General features: G+C 63.6%; 19 protein-coding genes and 1 rRNA gene. 9 read left to right on the top strand and 11 right to left on the bottom strand.

Annotated elements, in window-relative coordinates:
* Positions 1–20 precede the first annotated feature (20 nt).
* The 4 genes from P3T42_RS19570 to P3T42_RS19555 are packed head-to-tail and all read left to right on the top strand — an operon-like array spanning position 21 to position 3,327.
* Positions 21–1,217 carry an acyl-CoA dehydrogenase family protein gene (locus tag P3T42_RS19570; protein WP_429306989.1) on the top strand — a complete coding sequence of 399 codons (1,197 nt, stop codon included), beginning with the start codon at positions 21–23 and terminating at the stop codon, positions 1,215–1,217.
* A gap of 10 nt (positions 1,218–1,227) precedes the next feature.
* Entirely contained in the window at positions 1,228–2,373 is a 1,146-nt protein-coding gene (locus tag P3T42_RS19565; RefSeq protein ID WP_429306988.1) for an acyl-CoA dehydrogenase family protein, read from the top strand.
* A 34-nt stretch (positions 2,374–2,407) separates the two neighbouring features.
* Positions 2,408–2,866: a MaoC family dehydratase gene (locus P3T42_RS19560; RefSeq protein WP_074301855.1), complete on the top strand. Its 459-nt coding sequence runs from the start codon at positions 2,408–2,410 to the stop codon at positions 2,864–2,866.
* Positions 2,863–3,327: a MaoC family dehydratase gene (locus tag P3T42_RS19555; protein ID WP_074301854.1), complete on the top strand. Its 465-nt coding sequence runs from the start codon at positions 2,863–2,865 to the stop codon at positions 3,325–3,327. Before P3T42_RS19560 ends, P3T42_RS19555 begins: the two co-directional genes overlap by 4 nt.
* A 212-nt stretch (positions 3,328–3,539) precedes the next feature.
* Here the strand turns inward: P3T42_RS19555 and P3T42_RS19550 are convergent, their stop codons facing one another.
* Genes P3T42_RS19550 through P3T42_RS19530 form a run of 5 tightly spaced genes read right to left on the bottom strand, consistent with a single transcriptional unit; the run spans position 3,540 to position 9,051 of the window.
* Positions 3,540–4,799, bottom strand: coding sequence for an acyl-CoA dehydrogenase family protein (locus P3T42_RS19550; protein WP_429306987.1), 1,260 nt, complete (start codon positions 4,797–4,799; stop codon positions 3,540–3,542).
* 30 nt (positions 4,800–4,829) lie between these two features.
* Positions 4,830–5,936, bottom strand: coding sequence for a phosphotransferase (locus P3T42_RS19545; RefSeq protein ID WP_074301852.1), 1,107 nt, complete (start codon positions 5,934–5,936; stop codon positions 4,830–4,832).
* 23 nt (positions 5,937–5,959) lie between these two features.
* On the bottom strand, positions 5,960–6,679 hold the full coding sequence (locus P3T42_RS19540) for a histidine phosphatase family protein (protein ID WP_429306986.1): 720 nt from the start codon (positions 6,677–6,679) through the stop codon (positions 5,960–5,962).
* Positions 6,680–6,700: 21 nt separating this feature from the next.
* Positions 6,701–7,489: an oxepin-CoA hydrolase, alternative type gene (locus P3T42_RS19535; protein WP_429306985.1), complete on the bottom strand. Its 789-nt coding sequence runs from the start codon at positions 7,487–7,489 to the stop codon at positions 6,701–6,703.
* Positions 7,486–9,051, bottom strand: coding sequence for a 3-hydroxyacyl-CoA dehydrogenase (locus tag P3T42_RS19530; RefSeq protein ID WP_429306984.1), 1,566 nt, complete (start codon positions 9,049–9,051; stop codon positions 7,486–7,488). Before P3T42_RS19530 ends, P3T42_RS19535 begins: the two co-directional genes overlap by 4 nt.
* 126 nt (positions 9,052–9,177) lie before the next feature.
* Between P3T42_RS19530 and P3T42_RS19525 the strand changes: the two genes are divergently transcribed.
* Positions 9,178–9,825: a glutathione S-transferase family protein gene (locus P3T42_RS19525; protein ID WP_074301848.1), complete on the top strand. Its 648-nt coding sequence runs from the start codon at positions 9,178–9,180 to the stop codon at positions 9,823–9,825.
* A gap of 130 nt (positions 9,826–9,955) precedes the next feature.
* On the opposite strand, the gene P3T42_RS19520 is transcribed toward P3T42_RS19525, so the two are convergent.
* Together P3T42_RS19520 and P3T42_RS19515 are read right to left on the bottom strand one after the other, a co-directional pair.
* Positions 9,956–11,128 (bottom strand): pyridoxal phosphate-dependent aminotransferase, encoded by a 1,173-nt coding sequence (locus tag P3T42_RS19520; RefSeq protein ID WP_429306983.1) that lies wholly within the window; start codon positions 11,126–11,128, stop codon positions 9,956–9,958.
* A 78-nt stretch (positions 11,129–11,206) separates the two neighbouring features.
* Positions 11,207–11,707 carry a putative toxin-antitoxin system toxin component, PIN family gene (locus P3T42_RS19515; protein WP_429306982.1) on the bottom strand — a complete coding sequence of 167 codons (501 nt, stop codon included), beginning with the start codon at positions 11,705–11,707 and terminating at the stop codon, positions 11,207–11,209.
* Between the two features lie 56 nt (positions 11,708–11,763).
* Here P3T42_RS19515 and yaaA point away from each other — a divergent pair, with 56 nt between their 5' ends.
* Together yaaA and P3T42_RS19505 are read left to right on the top strand one after the other, a co-directional pair.
* Positions 11,764–12,546 (top strand): peroxide stress protein YaaA, encoded by a 783-nt coding sequence (gene yaaA / locus P3T42_RS19510; RefSeq protein WP_074301845.1) that lies wholly within the window; start codon positions 11,764–11,766, stop codon positions 12,544–12,546.
* 55 nt (positions 12,547–12,601) lie between these two features.
* Positions 12,602–13,756 (top strand): M14 family metallopeptidase, encoded by a 1,155-nt coding sequence (locus P3T42_RS19505; RefSeq protein ID WP_429306981.1) that lies wholly within the window; start codon positions 12,602–12,604, stop codon positions 13,754–13,756.
* 152 nt (positions 13,757–13,908) lie between these two features.
* Here the strand turns inward: P3T42_RS19505 and P3T42_RS19500 are convergent, their stop codons facing one another.
* The 4 genes from P3T42_RS19500 to P3T42_RS19485 all read right to left on the bottom strand — a co-directional run bounded on the left by P3T42_RS19500 (position 13,909) and on the right by P3T42_RS19485 (position 17,914).
* Complete coding sequence (locus P3T42_RS19500; protein WP_429306980.1) at positions 13,909–14,538, bottom strand: BspC domain-containing protein; 630 nt, start codon at positions 14,536–14,538, stop codon at positions 13,909–13,911.
* A gap of 226 nt (positions 14,539–14,764) precedes the next feature.
* Positions 14,765–15,439: an energy-coupling factor ABC transporter permease gene (locus P3T42_RS19495; protein WP_074301842.1), complete on the bottom strand. Its 675-nt coding sequence runs from the start codon at positions 15,437–15,439 to the stop codon at positions 14,765–14,767.
* 135 nt (positions 15,440–15,574) lie between these two features.
* Positions 15,575–16,432: a response regulator transcription factor gene (locus P3T42_RS19490; RefSeq protein WP_074301841.1), complete on the bottom strand. Its 858-nt coding sequence runs from the start codon at positions 16,430–16,432 to the stop codon at positions 15,575–15,577.
* Between the two features lie 267 nt (positions 16,433–16,699).
* Positions 16,700–17,914: a DUF2863 family protein gene (locus P3T42_RS19485; RefSeq protein WP_074301840.1), complete on the bottom strand. Its 1,215-nt coding sequence runs from the start codon at positions 17,912–17,914 to the stop codon at positions 16,700–16,702.
* Positions 17,915–18,206: 292 nt separating this feature from the next.
* Here P3T42_RS19485 and P3T42_RS19480 point away from each other — a divergent pair, with 292 nt between their 5' ends.
* Both P3T42_RS19480 and P3T42_RS19475 read left to right on the top strand, forming a co-directional pair.
* Positions 18,207–19,322: an AI-2E family transporter gene (locus P3T42_RS19480; protein WP_429306979.1), complete on the top strand. Its 1,116-nt coding sequence runs from the start codon at positions 18,207–18,209 to the stop codon at positions 19,320–19,322.
* Positions 19,323–19,794: 472 nt separating this feature from the next.
* Positions 19,795–20,258: ribosomal RNA gene (locus P3T42_RS19475) — 16S ribosomal RNA — on the top strand; the annotation flags it as partial.

Below are 20,258 nucleotides of genomic sequence, written 5' to 3'. Positions count from 1 at the left end.
GCGGCCAGGAGACACTGCGCATGAATCTGGATTATTCCCCCGCTGACGACGCGTTCCGCGCCGATATCCGCGCCTGGCTCGAAGCGAATTTGCCTCGCGAGCTGAGCGACAAAGTCCTCAATCACAAACGTCTGAATCGCGAAGACTTCGCGAACTGGCACAAGCTGCTCGGCAAGCGCGGCTGGTCGGTGATCGCCTGGCCCACCGAATACGGCGGCCCGGGCTGGAACGCCACGCAACGGCACATCTGGGACGAAGAATGCGCGCGCGTCGGTGCGCCTTCGGTGTTGCCGTTCGGCGTGTCGATGGTCGCACCCGTGCTGATGAAATACGGCAACGAAGCGCAGAAACGCCACTACTTGCCGCGCATTCTGGACGGCACGGACTGGTGGTGCCAAGGCTATTCGGAACCGGGCTCGGGCTCGGATCTGGCATCGCTGCGCACGCGCGCCGAGCGGGTGGGCGATCACTACGTCGTCAACGGCCAGAAGACCTGGACGACGCTCGGCCAGTACGCCGACATGATGTTCTGTCTCGTGCGTACCGACAGCGGTGCGAAAAAGCAGGAGGGTATCTCGTTCCTGCTGATCGACATGAAGACGCCGGGCATCACCGTGCGCCCAATCATCACGCTCGACGAAGATCACGAAGTCAACGAAGTGTTCTTCGAGGACGTGAAGGTGCCGGTGGAGAATCGGGTCGGCGAGGAAAATCGCGGCTGGACTTACGCCAAATATCTGCTCGGCCACGAACGTACGGGTATTGCGCGCGTCGGGCAGTCGAAGCGCGAACTCGTGTTCCTGAAGCGCCTTGCGCTCGAACAGAAAAAGCACGGCAAGCCCTTGCTGCACGACCCGGTTTTCGCCGCGAAGGTCGCGAGCCTCGAAATCGAATTGATGGCGCTTGAAGTGACGGTGCAGCGCGTGGTGGCCAACGAGACGGGCGGACGCGGGCCGGGACCGGAAGCGTCGATGCTGAAGATCAAGGGCACCGAAGTTCAGCAAGGCTTGACCGAACTGATGGTCGAAGCGATTGGTCCGATGGCGGCACCGTTCGACGTGCCGTTCCTCGAAGGCGAACGCGCCCACAGCATTGCAGGCGACGATGACGCCGCGCCGCTGGCCGCGTACTACTTCAACTTCCGCAAGACGTCGATCTACGGCGGCTCGAACGAAATTCAAAAGAACATCATCGCGCAGATGATTCTCGGACTCTGAGGAGCGGCGCATGGACTTCACTTTTACCGACGAACAACAGCAATTCGCCGACGCACTGCGCCGTTACCTGGACAAGAGCTACGGTTTCGAGGCGCGGCAGACCATCGTGTATTCGGACGCGGGGGTATCGGCTACTCACTGGGCGGCGTTTGCCGAGCTTGGCTTGACCGCGTTGCCGGTCCCGGAAGAGCAGGGCGGTTTTAACGGCAGCCCGATCGACATGCTGGTGGTGATGCAGGAACTGGGCCGCGCGCTGGTGGTTGAGCCTTACTGGGCGACGGCGGTGGGCATCGAGGCTTTGCGTATTGCAGGCGCGGCTGGCACGGCAGACTCGGGCCATGCCGAAGACGCAGCCTTGCTCGAACGCGCGGCGCAAGGCGAGATCAAGCTCGCGGTCGCGTTTCATGAGCCGCATGCCCGTTACGATCTGTTCTCCGTAGAAACCACGGCGACGCAGCAAGGTGAGCATTACGCGCTGAGCGGCAAGAAATCGGTGGTGTTGCATGGGGCGCAGGCCGATCACTGGATCGTGCCGGCACGTTTGAACGGCGAGATCGCCTTGTTTATCGTGGCGCGCGACGCAGCGGGCACGCAGGTCACGGATTACCGCACAATCGACGGCCAACGCGCCGCTTCGCTCTCGTTTGGCGCGACGGCCGCGCGGCTTCTCGGCGGTCAGCATGCCGGTGCGGCAGCGCTCGAGCAGATCGCCGATTACGGCACCGTGCTGTTGTGCGCCGAAGCCGTCGGCGCGCTCGACGCGTTGAATCGCGCCACCGCCGAGTACACGAAGACACGTCAGCAGTTCGGTCAACCCATCGCCCGTTTTCAGGCCTTGCAGCACCGCATGGTCGAGATGCTGATTCACGCGGAACAGGCACGTTCGCTGACGTATCTGGCCGCGGTGCGCTACGCTAGCGCCAATGCGAACGAACGGCGCCACGCTGTCTCGGCCGCGAAGGTGCGGGTGGGCCAGGCCGCGCGTTTCGTCGGTCAGCAGGCCGTGCAGTTGCACGGCGGCATGGGCGTGACGAACGAAGTGGCGGCGGCGCATCTGTTCAAGCGTCTCGCGATCATCGAGACGACGCTGGGCGATGTCGATCATCATCTCGAGCGCTTTGCCGCGCTGCCCGCTTTTGCTACCGCCGAAGTCTGATCGTACGGCTGCCACGAACCAGTGAGGTGTCACGATGGGATTGAGTTTCGAAGATATGGAAGTCGGTTCGGTCACGGAATGCGGCGAGCATACGTTCACGCATGACGAGATCGTCGAGTTTGCCGAGCGGTTCGATCCACAGCCGTTTCATGTGGACGACGCCGCGGCGGCTGCTTCGCCGTTCGGCGGCCTGATCGCGAGCGGCTGGCATACCTGTTCGGTGTTGATGGGACTGCTGGTGCGCCACTCGCTGGCGGGGTCGACTTCAATGGGCTCGCCCGGTATCGACGAAATCCGCTGGCTCAAGCCGGTGCGGGTCGGCGACACGATCCGGCTGATGAACTCGATTCTCGACAAGCGTCTGTCGTCGAGCAAGCCGGACCGCGGCATCGTCTCAACCGAATGGGCGGGCATCAACCAGCACGGCGAGACGGTCATCATCGTGCGCTCGAAGGTGCTGTTCGGCTTGCGTCATCCGGGAGCGGCAGCGTGAAGCGCGATGGGGTAGAGCTCGACGCTCCGGCGCTGCGTTCGCTGGTGGGCGGCGAGCCGCTCATCAGCGAATGGCTGACGGTCGATCAGGCAAGCGTGAACGGCTTTGCCGCAGCCACGGGCGATCATCAGTGGATCCACGTCGATCCCGAACGGGCGCGGCGCGAGTCGCCGTTTGGCGGCCCGATAGCGCATGGTTTTCTGACCTTATCGCTGATTCCCGCTTTGCTCGGAAAGACGGTGGCGCTCAAGCAGCGGATGGGCGTGAACTACGGTCTGAACCGCGTGCGCTTCACCGCGCCGGTGCCGGTCGATTCACAGGTGCGCGGGCGTTTCGCCGTGGCGAGCGTGGACGATGTGGATGATGCCGGCGTGCAGGTGGTGTGGAACGTGACGCTGGAACGGCAGGGCAGTGAGCGGCCGGTGTGCGTGGCGGAATTCATCACACGGCATTACTTCTAGCCGCTCACGGGACACGCGCTAGCTTTGTAGCTGCACCGTATCCGCTTGGCAGCGGCACAACAACAGCGGCCGATGATGAACAAAATGCGTGGACGGCTTCCAGGCCGCCCACGCATTTTTTCTGGTGCGAACCTCAACGGTGCGACCGGCAGCGCTGCAAACGTCGGTGCCTGGCGCACTGCGTCGCACCGATCGGCCACCTCAACGCCGCATCACGAGCGCGTAATCGGCGTCTCGACTCGCTCAGCCGCGCCGGCATCCATATACCGCGCCAGTTCGAGCTTGGCGATGGCGTTACGATGCACTTCATCCGGACCATCGGCAAAACGCAGCGTGCGTGCCGACGTGTAGGCATAGGCCAGAGGGAAGTCTTCACTGATGCCGGCCGCACCATGCGCCTGCATCGCCCAGTCGATCACCTGACAGGCCATATTCGGCGCGACCACCTTGATCATGGCGATCTCGCCACGCGCGCCCTTGTTGCCCACGGTGTCCATCATGTACGCGGTCTTGAGCGTCAGCAGCCGCGCCTGTTCGATCATGCAGCGCGCCTCGGCGATACGTTCCTGCGTGACGCCTTGCGCCGCCACCGGCTTGCCGAACGCGACGCGCTGCAGCGTGCGTTTTGCCATCAACTCAAGCGCGCGTTCCGCCAGCCCGATCAGTCGCATGCAGTGATGAATCCGGCCCGGCCCAAGCCGCCCTTGGGCGATCTCAAAGCCGCGGCCTTCGCCGAGCAGCATGTTTGAGGCCGGCACACGGACGTTTTCGAGCGTGATTTCCATGTGGCCGTGCGGCGCGTCGTCGTAGCCGAATACGGTCAGCGGGCGGTGCACGGTGACGCCGGCGGCGTCGGCGGGCACAAGAATCATCGATTGCTGCTGATGGCGCGGTGCGTCGGGATCGGTCTTGCCCATCACGATGTAGACCTTGCAACGCGGATCGCCCGCGCCCGACGACCACCACTTGTGGCCGTTGATCACGTAATCGTCGCCAACGCGCTCGATGCGTGTCTGGATATTGGTCGCATCCGATGACGCCACTTCCGGCTCGGTCATCAGGAAGGCAGAACGGATCTGTCCTTGCAGGAGCGGCTCGAGCCACTCGCGCTTGTTCTCCGGACTGCCGTAGCGTTCGATGGTCTCCATGTTACCGGTGTCGGGCGCGTTGCAATTGAACACCTCCGGCGCCCAGGGTACGCGTCCCATGATCTCGCACAGCGGCGCGTATTCGAGGTTCGTCAGGCCGGCGCCGCGTTCGGAGTCCGGCAGGAACAGATTCCACAAGCCGGCGTCGCGCGCCTGCTGCTTGAGTTGCTCGATCAGTTCGGTCGGCACCCAGGCATTTCCATTGGCGCGGTTGCACGCAACCTCGTCCGCGAAAGCGCGTTCGTTCGGATAAATGTGTTCGTCGAAGAAGGCGAGCAGTTTCTCGCGCAGTGCCTGAACCTTCGGGGTGTAATCGAAATTCATCTAAAACCTCGCGAATGACGGGGGTGTCGGTTAACGCACTTTCTGCGCATAGCGCCAGGCGAGTTCCGCCATGGGCTTGGCGCGCCGGCCGGCGTCGAGCGCTTGCGCGCTTGCCGCGGTGCCGTCGACGACGCGTTTCATGATGCCTTGCAGGATCGCGGCAATCCGGAACATGTTGTACGCCAGGTAGAAGTTCCAGTCGCCGTGGATTTCGAAGCCGGTGCGCTCGCAATAGCGTTTGACGTATTGCCCTTCATCCGGGATGCCGAGCGCGGCCCAGTCGAGTCCCGCAATGCCGCGGAACTGCGCCGGGTCGACGTGCCAGGCCATGCAGTGATAGGCGAAGTCGGCGAGCGGATCGCCGAGCGTCGACAGTTCCCAGTCGAGTACGGCGAGCACGCGCGGCTCGTGCGGATGGAAGATCAGGTTGTCGAGCCGGTAGTCGCCATGCACGATCGAGACGCGCTCGCCGGTTTCGTCCGGCATGTGCTGCGGCAGCCATTCGATCAGGCGATGCATCGCCTCGATATGCTCGGTTTCGGAGGCGAGATACTGCTTGCTCCAGCGGCCGATCTGCCGCGCGAAGTAGTTGCCGGGCTTGCCGTAGTCGGTCAGTCCGATGCTGGCGACATCCACGCTATGCAGCGCCGCGATTACGCGGTTCATCTCGTCGTAGATCGCCGTGCGCTCAGCGGGTGTCATGCCGGGCAGCGACTGATCCCACAACACGCGTCCTTCGACGAACTCCATCACATAGAACGCACGGCCGATCACGCTTTCGTCCTCGCACAGCGCGAGCATCTGCGCGACCGGCACGTCGGTGCCGGCGAGGGCGTGCATCACGCGATACTCGCGCTCGATCGCATGCGCGGACGGCAGCAGTTTCGCCGTCGGCCCCGGTTTCGCGCGCATCACATAGGTACGTGACGGCGTGATCAGCTTGAAGGTGGGATTCGACTGGCCGCCGGCGAACTGCTCGATCGTGAGCGGCCCGGCGAAACCTTCGACGCGCCGCGCCAGCCAGGCGCCGAGCGCGTCGCTGTCGAAGCGTTGCCGCTCGGTGACCGGGCGCGTGCCTTCGAATGCGGAGTAGTCTGGCTTCTGTTCAGGTTCGCCTGTCTTCGTGGCTTCGCCCATTGTCTCCTCCAGTTCAGTGTTGGCTACGCCTGGTGTTTGTATTGAATGAATTGGGCGTAGAGCATTTCCATCGTCGTATTCCGCACGTCGCGATGCAACGGCGACGGCGGCGAGTAGTTGAGCGTACGCAGCACCCAGTCGCGCGGCGCGGCGCCGACGTCCAGTGCGTTGATACAGCCGGTAGCCTGCGACAGATGGCCGAAGAACGTGCGGCCGCCTGCCGTGATGGCGTGCGAGAGGATGGCGCGATTCACGCCGCCATGCAGGACTAGCAAAACGGTGTCCCACGAGTCGTCGGCGCGCAATGCCGCGACGGCGGGCAGCACACGGTCGAACAGTTCGCCGATCGTCTCGCCGCCGAGAAAGCGCGTGCTTTCCGGGACCACACCGTCGAATACGCTCAGGAACGCAGCCTCGATATCGGCGGCGGGGATGTTGCTCAGCTTGCCGCCGCGAATTTCCTGCAGCGCCGGTTCGATCTCGAGCTCGATATGCTGATGCGTCTCGGCCAGCACGCGCTGCGCGGTTTCGACCGTGCGCGGCAGGCCGCTCACGATCACGCGGTCGAAGCGGATCTGCTGCAGCGCGAACACGTGCCCGGCGGCGCTGGCCTGTTCGCGGCCGTCGGCGTTCAGCGGCACCGTTTCCGGATCGATGGCGCGGCCGGTGGCGTCGAAGTACGTCACGTCGCCATGCCGCATCAGGTAGATGCGGCGGCGCTTCGGCAGTTGGAATTCAGGCATGGCGGACTCGCTCGCTGGGACTCATTTGTATTTCGGGGCGCGCTTTTCGAGGAACGCGGTGATCCCTTCCAACGCGTCGCCGTGATGCAGCGAAGCGACGAAGTTGTCGCGCTCGGCCACCAGATGATCGGCGAGTGGCTGCGTGCCGGCGGCGGCGATCAGCGTCTTGATGCGGGCGGTGGCGTTCGGCGAGATCTTGCCGAGTTCTTCCGCCCAGGCGAGCGCAGCATCGCGCACCGCGCCCGGTTTCGCGAGACGGTTCACTACGCCGAGTTCGTGCAGACGTGTAGCGCCGATCGGTTTGCCTTCCAGCAGGACTTCGGTGGCGAGCTGGCGGGGCAGGGCCTGTGCGAGGAACCATGAACCGCCGCCATCCGGCGTGAGACCGACGCGTGCATACGACATGACGAACTTCGCGTCGTCGGCCGCGACCAGCAGGTCGCAGGCGAGCGCCAGCGAAAAGCCGGCGCCGGCCGCCGCGCCTTCGACGGCGGCAATCACCGGTTTCGACGACGAACGCAGCGCGGCGATCCATTCGCCGAGCATGTCGATGCTTTGCGCCTGCACGGAGGGATCTTTCGCGCGGTTCTCGAGCAAACGGTTGAGGTTGCCGCCCGCGCAGAAAAACTGGTCCGCGCCGGTGAGCATGATGACGCGGATGGACGGGTCGCGCTCGGCGCTGTCGAGCGCTTCGATGCCCGCCGCGTACATGTCCGGATGCAAGGCGTTGCGCGCACCGGGATTCGAGAGCGTGAGGACGAGCGTCGATTCGCTTTCGGCCGGGCGTGAGGTGAGCAGTTCGGCGCTCATGACTGACGCTCCGTTTGTGCGTCGACTGCATCGGCGGCGTCGCCCTGCGTGAGCGACAAACCCAGTTGCGCACGCCGCGCCAACCACGGCGACGGACGGTAGCGCGGGTCGCCCAGCACGCTGAACATATTGCGCAGGATCGTGAGCAGCGTTTTGGCGCCGAGTGCGTCGCCGAGCGCCAGTGGGCCGCGCGGATAACCGAGGCCCAGCGTCACGGCGAGGTCGATGTCCTCAGGTGTCGCGATCTGCTTCTGTGCGATCTCGCAGCCGATATTGACGATCGTCGCCACCACGCGTTGCGCCACGAAGCCGGTCGAATCGCGGATCACGGTGACGGGGACGCCGTCGGCGGCAAACAGCGCGTGCGCGCTGTCGCGTGCGGCGCGGGTCGTGGCCGGCGTCGTCATCAGCGTGCGACGTTTCGCGGCGATGAGCGGGAACAGCGCATCAACGGCAACGACGCGGCGCGCATCGAGCGCTTCGTCGACCGCGGCGGTGGTCGCGTCGTGGCCGAACGGCGTCACGATGATGAGCGAGTCCGCTGCGGGCGTGTTGTCTTCGTCGAGCGCCACGCCGGCCTTGGCGACGAGTTGCAGCACGGCCTCGCGTGCTTCGGGGTAGCGCTTGCTGACCCACACGCGCTTGGGCAACCCGGTGGGCGCGGGCGCTTCCTCGGGCACCTGCTGCTTGCCGTCGTCATAGCGGTAAAAGCCTTCGTCTGTCTTGCGTCCGAGCAGGCCGCCCGCGAGGCGCGTGCCGGTAATCGGCGACGGCGTGAAGCGCGGCTCTTCGTAGAACTGGTGATAGATCGATTCCATCACCGGATGCGAAACGTCGAGCGCGGTCAGGTCGAGCAGTTCGAACGGCCCTAGCCGAAAGCCGGCCTGCTCGCGCATGATGCGGTCGATCTCGACAAAGCTGGCGACACCTTCACCCGCCACGCGCAGGCCCTCGGTGTTCATGCCGCGGCCGGCGTGATTGACGATGAAGCCCGGCATGTCCTTCGCGCGCACCGGCGTGTGGCCCATGCGGCGCGCGAGTTCCATCAGCGCGTCGCCGGCGGCGGGATCGCTGCGCAGGCCGTCGATCACTTCGACGACTTTCATCAGCGGCACGGGGTTGAAGAAGTGATAGCCGACCACGCGCGAGGGGTCCGTGCAGCCTGCGGCAATCGCCGTGATCGACAGCGACGACGTATTCGACGCCAGGATGCAACGGCCACTGACGACCGTCTCCAGCTCGCGAAAGAGCGCGCGCTTCACGTCGAGCTTTTCGACGATCGCTTCGATCACCAGGTCGCAATCCGCGAGGTCGCCGACCGCTTGCGCACCGCTCACGAGGGCGAGCGCGGCAAGCGAGCGCGATTGTTCGAGCTTGCCTTTGGCGGTGAGCTTGGCGAAGGTGTCCGCGAGGTAGTCGCGCGCCGCACCGACTGCCGCCGGATTGGTGTCGTACAGACGTACCGTCAGGCCCGCCAGCGCCGCGATCTGCGCAATGCCGCGTCCCATTGCGCCTGTTCCAACAATGCCGATAGTCTCGATGCTGTAATTGCGAGAGGTCATTGGGTTGCTCGACTCCATGGTTATTTTAGAATAGCACGATCGTGCAATTTACTGGATGATTGATTCAAAGGCCGCCAGCGCGATTCCGTTGAGCGGCGCCGACCACCCATCAGAAGGAGACGCCTCATGATCAAACTGTGCGGCTTTGCGCTGTCCAACTACTACAACAAGGTCAAGTTCGTGCTGCTCGAACACGGCATTCCGTTCGAGGAAGTGTTCGTGATGACGAGTCAGGAGGAATCGCTGCTCGCGCACTCGCCGCTCGGCAAGGTGCCGTACATCCACACCGAACACGGCGACCTGTGCGAGTCGCAGGCGATCGTCGAATACCTGCACGCGCGCTTTCCCGAGAAGGGCATCTTTCCCGCTGATCCGTGGGAAGCCGCGAAAGAGCGCGAACTGATCACCTTCGTCGACCTGCATCTGGAACTGGTGGTGCGCGATCTGTACAAGGAAGCCTTCTTCGGCGGCACGGTGACCGACGCCACCAAAGGGCGCGTCGAAAAGCTGCTGACGCGTCATATTGCCGGCTTCAGGCGGCTCGCGAAGTTCGACCCGTATCTGCGCGGCGCCCACTTCGGGGCGGCGGATATGGCGGCATTCGTGAGCCTGCCGCTCGTCGGCATGACGACGCAGATCATCTACGGGCGCGACTTTCTGCTCGATGCGGGCGTGGACTGGAAGGGCTATGTGAAGGTCGTGGGCGAGCGGCCGGCGGCGCAGCGCGTGACGGCGGACCGCAAGGCGTATATCGCGGCGACCAGCAAGCCTTGAGACGCCGCCCAGGCCCCAACCGCTCGCATAGCTTGAACGGTCGACGCAGCGCGGCGGCGCCTCCGCACGCGCCGCAGCCCCATGCGATGGCGCAGAACATTGACTCGTTCGCGGCATCGCGGGCGTCATCCTAGAGGCGCGCCAGCCGGTCGAGCGCGGTGGCGAGGGTGCTCTCCTGCTTGGCGAAGCAGAAGCGCACCACGCCCGATTCATGCGACTCGTGATAGAACGCCGAGACGGGAATGGCCGCGACGCCGATCTCCCCCGTCAGCCATTGCGCGAACTCTGCTTCCGGCAGATCGCTGATGGCTGAATAGTCGACGCACTGAAAGTACGTGCCGGTGCAGGGCAACAGCTTGAAGCGGGTGTTCGCCAGGCCGGAACGGAAAAAATCGCGCTTCTTCTGATAGAACGCGGGCAGGTCCAGATAGGGCGCCGGGTCGCGCATGTACTCGGCGAGGCCGACCTGCATGGGCGTGTTCACCGTGAACACGTTGAACTGGTGGACCTTGCGGAATTCGGCGGTGAGGGCCGCGGGCGCGGCGACATAGCCCACCTTCCAGCCGGTCACGTGATACGTCTTGCCGAAACTCGACACCACGAAGCTGCGCTGCGCAAGTTCCGGATAGCGGGCCATGCTCTCGTGCGGCGCGCCGTCGTACACCATGTGCTCGTACACTTCGTCAGACAAAATCAGCACGTTGGTGCCGCGCACGATGTCCTCGAGCTTGCGCATGTCCTCGGCGCGCCAGACCGTGCCGGTCGGGTTGTGCGGCGTGTTGATCAGCAGCAGGCGGGTCTTCGGCGTGATCGCGGCGGCGAGCTTGTCGAACGGTATTTGGTAGTCGGGCGCGTCCAGCGTGACGAACACCGGCTTGCCGCCCGCGAGTTCGATGGACGGCAGATAACTGTCGTAGGTCGGCTCGACCACGATCACTTCATCGCCCGGGTGCACCGTGCACAGAATCGCCGTCAGCAGCGCCTGGGTGGCGCCTGCTGTGACCGTGATCTCCCTGTTCGCGTCATAGCGGCGGCCGTAGAGATTCGCGATCTTGTCGGAGATGGCCTGGCGCAGCGGCGCGGCGCCCGCCATCGGCGGGTACTGGTTGTGACCGTCGCGCATGGCGTTGGCCACCGCATCGACGATACGCGGATCACAACCGAAGTCCGGGAAGCCCTGGCCCAGGTTCACGGCGCCTTTTTCCGCGGCGAGCGCGCTCATCACGGTGAAAATGGTGGTGCCGACGTTCGGCAGACGGGACGGAAACGACGGAATCATCGGCGTGTCGTGCGGTGCATTCATGGCGCTGTCGGTGCTTGGACGGTGGTCTGGGATACGGGGCGAAGTTCGATTGTAGGGAATTGGGCCGCGGCGTGTGCGTCAGGCCGGCGCGGGCTCGTCGGCCGGCAGCGCGCAGGCGGTGACGAACGGTGCCGGCTGGGCGATCTGGAAGCCGAAATCGCGGGCAATGCGGCGCGCGAGTTTCAGCACCGCGCGGTCCTTCGAGACCAGCCAGTCGGCCTTCACGGCATGCGCGAGCTCGAGGAATTTCTGGTCGTCGCGGTCCTTGCACTTCGGCAACGGCCGAGCTTCTTCAGCGGCGGTGGCGGTCGACGCGGGCGCCGGCTCGACGAGGTGCGCGAGGCGCGCCACGGTGGCGAGCGCCGCGGTTTTATCGATCTCGCGCCTCGCAAACTGCGGGTAATCGAGTACGTAGGTCAGTTCCGCGAGACAGCGGGCGTCGATCAACGCCTCGAGCGCGCCGCTTTCGAGGGCGGCGCGGATAGGGCGCGTGTGCGGATCGTCGAACACGAGGATGTCGATCCAGACGTTCGAATCGAGGACCACGCGCAGTGCGCGTGCGGCAGGGGAGGCGGGCATTCGTTACAATCTGGCTTTCGTCATTAACGCCAGGCACGGCGTGCCTGCAAGCCTCTATGATAATCGTTCTGTCGCCGGCGAAATCGCTCGACTACGAAACCCCTCCGCACGTCAAAAAGCACACGATCCCCGATTTTGTCGACGACGCTGCCGAATTGATCGGTGGATTGCGCCGTTTGTCGCCGCAGCAGATCGGCACGCTCATGAGCATTTCCGATCCGCTCGCACAGCTCAACTTCCAGCGCTACGCCGAGTGGTCGCCGAAGTTCGATACCGTCAATGCGAAGCAGGCGGTGCTCGCGTTCAACGGCGACGTCTATGAAGGCTTCGACGCGAAGAGCCTGTCGTCGGCGGATCTGGACTTCGCGCAAAAGCACGTGCGCGTGCTGTCGGGGCTGTATGGACTGCTGCGCCCGCTCGATCTGCTGCAGCCGTACCGGCTCGAGATGGGGACGCGCTTTGCCAACGCCCGCGGCAAGGACCTGTACGCGTTCTGGGGCGAGCGCATCACGCAGGCGCTGAACACGCAGTTGAAGAAGAACACGGGCGCGGCGCGGGTGCTGGTCAATTGCGCGTCGGGGGAATACTTCAAGTCGGTGAAGCCCAAGCTGCTGGACGCGCCGGTGATCACGCCGGTATTCGAAGACTGGAAGGGCGGCCGCTACAAGATCATCAGCTTCCACGCGAAGCGGGCCCGCGGCCTGATGGCGCGCTTCGCGGTCGAGAACCGCCTCGACGCGCCGGAGCAGTTGCAGGGCTTCGATGCCGAAGGCTATGCGTTCGACGCCGAGGCATCGAACGATTCGACTTACGTATTCCGCCGCCGCATCGCCGAGTAAGCTTCACGCCGCGCGCTGCACCGACTGCAACGGGCCACTACGCCGGGAAAAGATCATGACACTATCCATTACGAGCAACTTCGACGCGGGCGCAATCGAAGTCCTGTCCTGCGAGCAGGCCGATAACATCCGGCTGCGCGTGCGTCGCGACAGTCACGCCGACTTTGCGCAGTGGTTCTACTTTCGCCTCTCCGGTGCGCAGGGCGAGCGCTGCGTGATGACCTTCGAGAATGCCGCCGACTGCGCTTTTGCCGAAGGCTGGCGCGACTATCAGGCGGCGGCGAGCTACGACCGCGTGAACTGGTTCCGCGTGCCGACCTCGTACGACGGCCGCGTGCTGACCATCGACCATACGCCCGACTTCGACCGGATCTACTACGCGTACTTCGAGCCGTACGGTGAAGAGCGCCACTCGGAGTTTCTCGGCGCCGTGCAGCAAATGCCGCAAGTGACGCTGACCGAACTCGGCCTGAGCGTCGAAGGCCGGCCGATGTCCTTGCTCACGCTCGGCACGCCGCAAAACGGCGACAAGCCGAAGAAGAAGATCTGGATCATCGCGCGCCAGCACCCGGGCGAGACGATGGCCGAATGGTTCGTCGAAGGCATGGTCAAGCGTCTGGCCGGCTGGGGCGATTGGGCGGGCGATCCGGTGGCGCGCAAGCTCTACGATCACGCCGTGTTCCATATCGTGCCGAACATGAATCCCGACGGCAGCGTGCATGGCAATCTGCGCACCAATGCTGCCGGTGCGAATCTGAACCGCGAGTGGATGGAGCCGGACGCGGCGCGCAGTCCCGAAGTGCTGGTGGTGCGCGACGCCATTCATGCAACCGGTTGCGATCTGTTCTTCGACATCCACGGCGATGAGGCGCTGCCTTATGTGTTCGTGGCGGGCTCGGAGATGCTGCCGGGCTTCACCGAGCGCCAGGGCGAGGAGCAGCGGGCCTTTATCGAAGCGTTCAAGCATGCGAGCCCGGACTTCCAGGACAAGTACGGCTACGCGGCGAGCAAGTACCGTGAAGATGCGCTGAAGCTCGCGTCGAAGTACATCGGCAATCAGTTCGGGTGCCTGTCGTTGACGCTGGAGATGCCGTTCAAGGACAACGCGAACCTGCCGGACGAGCGGGTGGGCTGGAACGGCGAGCGGAGTGCATCGCTCGGGGCGGCGATGCTCCAGGCGATTCTGCGTCACGTCGAGACGTTCGCTTAAGGCGAGAGTGGGGCGCGCGGCGAATGCTTGCTGTTAGTGCTGGTCGTGCCCGGATTCGTCGCAACAAAAAAGCGAGGCATGCGCGTTGAGCGCATGCCTCGCTTAGTTTTTGGGCCGGGTGCTGCAACGGCGCGTGCCGCGGCGCTATGGCGTCATTGCGTTTTCTTCGCCGACGTTTTCTTGCCGCTCGATTTGCTGCCTGATTTGCTCGAAGCGGTTTGCTTCGAATTCTTGCCGGACGATTTCTTCGTCGACGACTTGTTGCCGGTCGAGTGCTTGCCCTTGCCACCTTTGTGCTTGCCGGACGGCTTCGACACGCTCGGTCGGGCCGGCGGCACAGGATCGTTCCAGCTGAACGCCAGCATCTGGGTGCCCACGTAGCCGCAGCGGAATTTCAGATCGGCCGGGTCGCTATCGCCGTTCTGGCGGATGCCGAGGCCTTCCACCGTGACGATGTTGTCGACCTTGACGCGCTGCTTGCCCTCGTCGAACGAATCGTTCCATGGCGTGACCGACGCATGGGCGCTATCGAATGAGCTTGGCGGGAATTCGACGTGGTCGAAAGCGCTGGAGGTGCTGGCGACAAAATTGCCATGCGCCGCGCAATCCGCGACGAGCGGATCGGCGTGCAGGTCATTGACGAATTTATTGACGAGTTCGTTGTGCTGTTCGAGCTGATCGGCGAATGCGGGAGCGGAGCATATGAGCGAGACACTCGCTGCACATGCTGCTAACCGGCCGACCACCCGCAGCAATCGGCGCGGTACGTTAGTGCAATCCATCAAGTTCGGTAGGCGCTATTGAGACATCAGGCACGTAAGATGCCTGACGACTGGAAGGAGTTCAATCCTGACACAAATTTTTTGCCTTGTCGTGGTACGCGGTCTCGAATCGAGCATGCGCGACGGCGGCTGATTGTCGCTGATTGCCGCGCTGCAGGGAGCAGATTGCGATGCGTCGTAGCTCGCGCATCGAAGCGCTGAAGCACTCGGTCAGGCCGGATGCGCTTCAGATGCGTGGACCGCCGAGCCGGTAGCGGCGCACATCGTACGTGGTAACCCACGCAGGCCGGTAGACGGCGATCAGCGCCGTGGACATCCCGGTGAACCAGGCTTCGCCGGTCGCGAGCAGAAAGACGCTGAACGCGTAGCCGACGGGCACCACGGTCATTGAGCCGCCGGAGATCGCGATGTGGGTGCCCACCGCGGCGCCGGCTGTCAACGCGACCGCAATGGCGGGCGATACGAAGCCCTGGCCAAAGATGAACATGAACAGGTTGCGCGGCAGCCAGGCAATGCAGGCGCGTTGCAGCAATGCCGAGATGCCTACCGGCAACGCACCGTAGATGATGAACGTGAGCGCGATGCCTTGCCAGGGCGCATCGAAGACGACCGCCGCGAGCCCGGTGACTGCGGCCATGGCAACGAGCGCCAGGGCCCAGTCGAACAGCGTAACGACCAGGGTTGCACCGAGCAGATGCATCACGGTGCCGTCGTCGAGCCACGCGTTGCTGGCCCACAGTACCGACACGGCAACGATGATGGCAAGCCAGACATGTTGAAGCGTCGCGTCTTGCAGTCGTTTGAAAGGATTTTTCCACAGCGCGAGCGCGAGCAGCAGCGCGGTGGCAATCCAGCCACCGACAGCGACCCATAGCGGAAGCGGTGTATAGAGGAAACCCATACATCTCATATTACTCGTTGGACGGAAAAAGGTGTGAGCGGATTCCATGCCAGCTACGACGAAAGGGCGGATTTCATGCCGGAGGTCAAGCACCGTTGGCAGGCGGCTCGGCGTGCCTCGGGTGGGTCGGCCCGCTCAGCTCGATTCTTCGGAACCCGGATCGCCAAATGGAACGGTGGGTTCGGCCGCCATCGGCAAGGTGTCCGTGGCGTCGTTCGCAGGCAATGGGTACTTGAACGTCGCCGGGTTGCGAGCGCGCAACGGGATGACCCCCGGCTGGCCCATGACCGGCCGCGGAGTGCTGTCGTGGTCGCTGCGCAGCACTTCGAGCTGGGCCGATAGCCAGCCGTTGTAGAGCGCCACGGCAGCTGCCCGGTTGGGCGCGCCGAGTTGCTGGAAGATGCTGGCCAGATGGATCTTGACGGTGCCCTCGCTGATGCCGAGCGTGCGGGCAATCATCTTGTTGGTGCTGCCCATGTGGACACACCGCATGATCTGCTCCTGGCGCGGCGAGAGACCGCTCGCGAGCCGCGTGCGCCGAGGCGGCGGTTTGTTGGCTACGACGTCGGGTTGGCGAGGCGCGGGTTCGGGCTGCGGCGGTGGCGGCAGTGCCAGCGCGCCCGCCGGGACATAGTGGCCGCCGAGCAGCACGATCTCGAGCGCCCGCACGATCAGGCGCGGATCGGTGTCGCGCAGCACCACTCCGAGCACGCCCTTATCCAGCAGATTGCGCACGCATTTGGGCGAGGTATCGTCGGTCAGCACGGCCACCCGCAGGCTGGGATGTTCGAGCAGCAGCCGACGGATCTCCATAGTGGACATCCAGTCCTGCCAGTCGATGACCAGCAGATCGGGCAGTTGCCGACGCAATGCGCGATCGACCTGGCGCCAGTCCTGGGCTTCGTTAAAACGCGCCTGACGGTCGATTTGCCGCAACAACGCCTTGAGTCCGTCGCGTCGTTCCGCGTCGGAGTTGAGAACCGAAAAACGCATGCCATGCCTCCAGATGAATCGGTCGTGGTGGCACGATGCTCGCGAGCGGCAAATGAAGCCGCTTGCATTGCGATGAGCCACCAGCCTAATGATGACAAATTCCTTGCGTCTTGACGGCCTGGCCGGAAGGCATAGGATGAGTGACATGGTTGGCGTCGCCGGAAAAGAAAACGGCCCAATCGGCATATGCCGATTGGGCCGTTTCGTTCTTCTGGCTAGCCGGCTCGCGCCGCCCCGCTTGAGGGTGGCGGACGGCAGCGGCTTTCGTCAGTGGAAGTGCGGTTGCGCGGGTTCGGCGTCTTCCGGCATTTCGGCATGCACGATTTCACCGAGCGGGTCGGCATACAGCGGCACCCCGCAGTCATCGCAATATTCGGGTTCGAAGCGGCCCGCATGACGGCGGATGTCCGTCACGCCGGTTTCCTTCAGCAGTGCGACGATTTCTTCGAGCGGGCCGTTGGAGGTGGGCTCTTCTTGCGGTTCCTCGTCGATGCCCGATTCGCCGTTTTCGCGGCCGTACAACGGCCAGACGACGCCATAGATCACATCGTTGCTGCCGCGGCGCGTGAAGCCGACGCGATATTCGTCGATCCGGCGCTCGCCGAAGCCGGCGACCACGGCGCGCAGATCGGCCGGCGCTGCGCTGATGGTATCGAACAGATAGCGCACGGCGGTGCGCACCGTGTGCGGACGCACGCGTTCGTCGGCGTCGCGGCAAGCCGAGTAGTAGGCATCCGGCAGCAGGCACTCGAATTCGCAGCCGGGCAACGCCAGAGACAGATTGGCGCCGCCTTGCGTGGCCCACTGTTCGAGGCATTGGCCGCGCTCGATGCGATTGCCGTGTTCCTCTTCCTGCCAGCGGAACACCGGCGCGCCGACGGGCGCTGCGACCACGGCCAGCAGGAAGCGCGGATCGGCCAGAATCGGCGAGGTCTCCGGCAATTCGCCGAAGTTGATCTTGGCGGCGGCGGTGCCGAGCGCCGCTTGCGCCAGCTGCTGGGCGATGCGCCACGTTTCGACGTGGTGGCGCGGCAACTGGTCGATGCTGTACAGGAACGGCGCCATCGCGACACGGGTTCCGGCGGCGAGCACGTGCGCCTGCAGATGCGCACGCAGCGCATCCGCCGCGTCGCTCTTCAGCGGGCCCGAGGGGATTGCGTAGCGGGTCCAGGCCAGCACGGGCGCGGCGATCAGCAAGGCTTCATGCGGCACGCCCTCGTGCTCGACGATGAACGATTCGCTATGCGTTTCGGCCATGTCGGCGAGCGCCCCGTAGGCGTCCGGATGATTCTGCTGAAGATGGTCGAGCGCGGCATCCAGCGTTGTCTGGTTGGCGTTGCGGACGATCTTGGCTAGCAGCGTATCGAGCTTCGCTTCCCAGAAGCGGTCTTCGGTGCGGCTGCCCGACGCGAATAGCGCGAGCGAAAGACCGACGAGCTTGTCGGCATCGGGGGGGAGACGTTTGGCGATTCGCGAGCGCATAAATCCAGGAGTGGGGTGCACAGAACCGTATATTCTAGTCTTTTCTGTGCCGTCCTATCATTTACGCGTAATGCAGGATGAATCAGGCCGCGCGAGAGAGCGTGCGGGCGTGGTCGAAGGGGAGCCTTGAATGCACACATCGCGTTCACTGAACGGGTTGACCTGAGCCACGTAGTTGACACAAGGTAAGGGCCGTCGCGCGACGGACTCTTATACTGACGGCGTTCGGCGTCGCGCCGATGAGCGTGCGCCGTAGCGTCGCCGTGGTCTGACACAACGAGGGAGATTCATAGTGAAATCGGACCAACTGATCGAGCGGCTCGCCGCCGTGTTCGCATTGATTGTGCTGGTGGGCGGTTCGTTGCTGGTGCTGGCGCCGTTTACGACGGCGCTGCTGTGGGGCGCCATTCTTAGCTACAGCTCATGGGGTTTGTACCGCAAGCTGACCGCGGTGGTGGGCGGGCGGCGTAAGCTTGCGGCGCTGCTGATCGTACTGATTATTCTGATCGTGGTTCTCGGACCGTTCGTTTATGCGGGATTCGCGTTCGGTGCCCACGTGCACGAGATCGTTGCACTGGTGCAAAAGCTTTTCGAAGATGGGTTGCCCGACCTGCCGGACTGGGTTGTCCGCATACCGCTCGTCGGTCCCAATATCGAGGCTTTCTGGGCGCATTTGACCAGCGGCAATTCCGAGTTGATCGCGCAGTTGCGAACCCTTGCGGCGCCTGCCGGCAAGTGGATTCTGGCTGCCGCCATTGCGGTGACGCATGGTTTAGGACTGCTCGCGCTCAGTATTGTGCTGGCGTTCTTTTTCTACACCGGCGGCGAGGGGGCCGCGGCCTGGTTGAATGCGGGGATGCGCCGAGTCGCCGGTGAACGCGCCGATTACCTGTTGGCGCTGGCGGGCAACACCGTGCGCGGCGTCGTCTACGGCATTCTGGGTACGGCGCTGGTGCAGGGTGTGCTCGCGGGTTTCGGCTGCTGGATCGCCGGGGTGCCGGCCCCAGCGTTGCTTGGATTGGCAACGTTCTTCCTGTCGGTTATCCCTGGCGGGCCGGTGATTGTCTGGCTGCCTGCTGCAATCTGGCTCTACCACGGCGGTGCGACGGGCTGGGCGATTTTCCTCGTGATCTGGGGCGTGGTTGCGGTGGGTATGTCGGACAACGTCATCAAGCCGATCCTGATCGGCAAAAGCAGCGATATGCCGTTGATTCTGGTGATGCTGGGCATTCTTGGCGGCGCGTTTGCGTTCGGCTTCCTGGGCGTGTTTATTGGACCGACGCTGCTGGCCGTGGCCTACACCGTATTGCACGACTGGACGATCGGTTCGTCTGCGGCTCGGACCTTGGCGCCGGAGTCCGGGCCGGCACCGATTGACGAGACGCGGCCGGTTCAAAAGGCCCCTTGAAATAAATTTCCGATAGAGCTTGCCAGGCCCGGGTGGGGTCGCTAGAATCTCGTTCTTTCGCGTTCCGGACACCGGAGCGCGGGGACGGGAGAGCCAGCAGTGGCAAGGCTTTCGGCGGGGTGGGCAGGTTCAGGAAGTTAAAAAAACCTGTTGACGCTGTAGCGAAAGTTCTTCATAATCTCGTTTCTCTGCTGCTGATGCAGCGACGCAGAACGAAGCGGTGCCGGGTGGTTGAAGTGCGGTGCCGGTTTGGTAGTGGATGCGGACTCGATCTTTAAAAATTAACAGCCGATAAGTGTGGGCGCTTGATGGCGACGCGAGCCGGATTTTTCGGAATCTGGCATGAAGCGAAAGTATCAAGTCTCACACAGTATTAGAGGAAGGTTAGCCTGTTGAGAAACAGGCGTAATCATCGTCAGTACGTTGAGTGAGCGACCGGGTTCGAAAGAGCCCGAAAACAGTAACAGGAATTGAACTGAAGAGTTTGATCCTGGCTCAGATTGAACGCTGGCGGCATGCCTTACACATGCAAGTCGAACGGCAGCACGGGAGCAATCCTGGTGGCGAGTGGCGAACGGGTGAGTAATACATCGGAACGTGTCCTGTAGTGGGGGATAGCCCGGCGAAAGCCGGATTAATACCGCATACGCTCTACGGAGGAAAGGGGGGGATCTTAGGACCTCTCGCTACAGGGGCGGCCGATGGCAGATTAGCTAGTTGGTGGGGTAAAGGCCTACCAAGGCGACGATCTGTAGCTGGTCTGAGAGGACGACCAGCCACACTGGGACTGAGACACGGCCCAGACTCCTACGGGAGGCAGCAGTGGGGAATTTTGGACAATGGGGGCAACCCTGATCCAGCAATGCCGCGTGTGTGAAGAAGGCCTTCGGGTTGTAAAGCACTTTTGTCCGGAAAGAAATCATCCTGGTTAATACC

Source organism: Paraburkholderia sp. GAS38, assembly GCF_050434965.1.
Classification (GTDB): domain Bacteria; phylum Pseudomonadota; class Gammaproteobacteria; order Burkholderiales; family Burkholderiaceae; genus Paraburkholderia; species Paraburkholderia phenazinium_A.
This window is presented reverse-complemented; position numbering and strand designations above follow the sequence as displayed.

Excerpts from the sequence above, each read along its gene's own strand:
- P3T42_RS19570 (WP_429306989.1), top strand. The coding sequence starts at position 21 with ATGAATCTGGATTATTCCCCCGCTGACGACGCGTTCCGCGCCGATATC.
- P3T42_RS19565 (WP_429306988.1), top strand. The coding sequence starts at position 1,228 with ATGGACTTCACTTTTACCGACGAACAACAGCAATTCGCCGACGCACTG.
- P3T42_RS19560 (WP_074301855.1), top strand. The coding sequence starts at position 2,408 with ATGGGATTGAGTTTCGAAGATATGGAAGTCGGTTCGGTCACGGAATGC.
- P3T42_RS19550 (WP_429306987.1), bottom strand. The coding sequence starts at position 4,799 with ATGAATTTCGATTACACCCCGAAGGTTCAGGCACTGCGCGAGAAACTG.
- P3T42_RS19545 (WP_074301852.1), bottom strand. The coding sequence starts at position 5,936 with ATGGGCGAAGCCACGAAGACAGGCGAACCTGAACAGAAGCCAGACTAC.
- P3T42_RS19540 (WP_429306986.1), bottom strand. The coding sequence starts at position 6,679 with ATGCCTGAATTCCAACTGCCGAAGCGCCGCCGCATCTACCTGATGCGG.
- P3T42_RS19535 (WP_429306985.1), bottom strand. The coding sequence starts at position 7,489 with ATGAGCGCCGAACTGCTCACCTCACGCCCGGCCGAAAGCGAATCGACG.
- P3T42_RS19530 (WP_429306984.1), bottom strand. The coding sequence starts at position 9,051 with ATGACCTCTCGCAATTACAGCATCGAGACTATCGGCATTGTTGGAACA.
- P3T42_RS19525 (WP_074301848.1), top strand. The coding sequence starts at position 9,178 with ATGATCAAACTGTGCGGCTTTGCGCTGTCCAACTACTACAACAAGGTC.
- P3T42_RS19520 (WP_429306983.1), bottom strand. The coding sequence starts at position 11,128 with ATGAATGCACCGCACGACACGCCGATGATTCCGTCGTTTCCGTCCCGT.
- P3T42_RS19515 (WP_429306982.1), bottom strand. The coding sequence starts at position 11,707 with ATGCCCGCCTCCCCTGCCGCACGCGCACTGCGCGTGGTCCTCGATTCG.
- yaaA (WP_074301845.1), top strand. The coding sequence starts at position 11,764 with ATGATAATCGTTCTGTCGCCGGCGAAATCGCTCGACTACGAAACCCCT.
- P3T42_RS19505 (WP_429306981.1), top strand. The coding sequence starts at position 12,602 with ATGACACTATCCATTACGAGCAACTTCGACGCGGGCGCAATCGAAGTC.
- P3T42_RS19500 (WP_429306980.1), bottom strand. The coding sequence starts at position 14,538 with ATGGATTGCACTAACGTACCGCGCCGATTGCTGCGGGTGGTCGGCCGG.
- P3T42_RS19495 (WP_074301842.1), bottom strand. The coding sequence starts at position 15,439 with ATGGGTTTCCTCTATACACCGCTTCCGCTATGGGTCGCTGTCGGTGGC.
- P3T42_RS19490 (WP_074301841.1), bottom strand. The coding sequence starts at position 16,432 with ATGCGTTTTTCGGTTCTCAACTCCGACGCGGAACGACGCGACGGACTC.
- P3T42_RS19485 (WP_074301840.1), bottom strand. The coding sequence starts at position 17,914 with ATGCGCTCGCGAATCGCCAAACGTCTCCCCCCCGATGCCGACAAGCTC.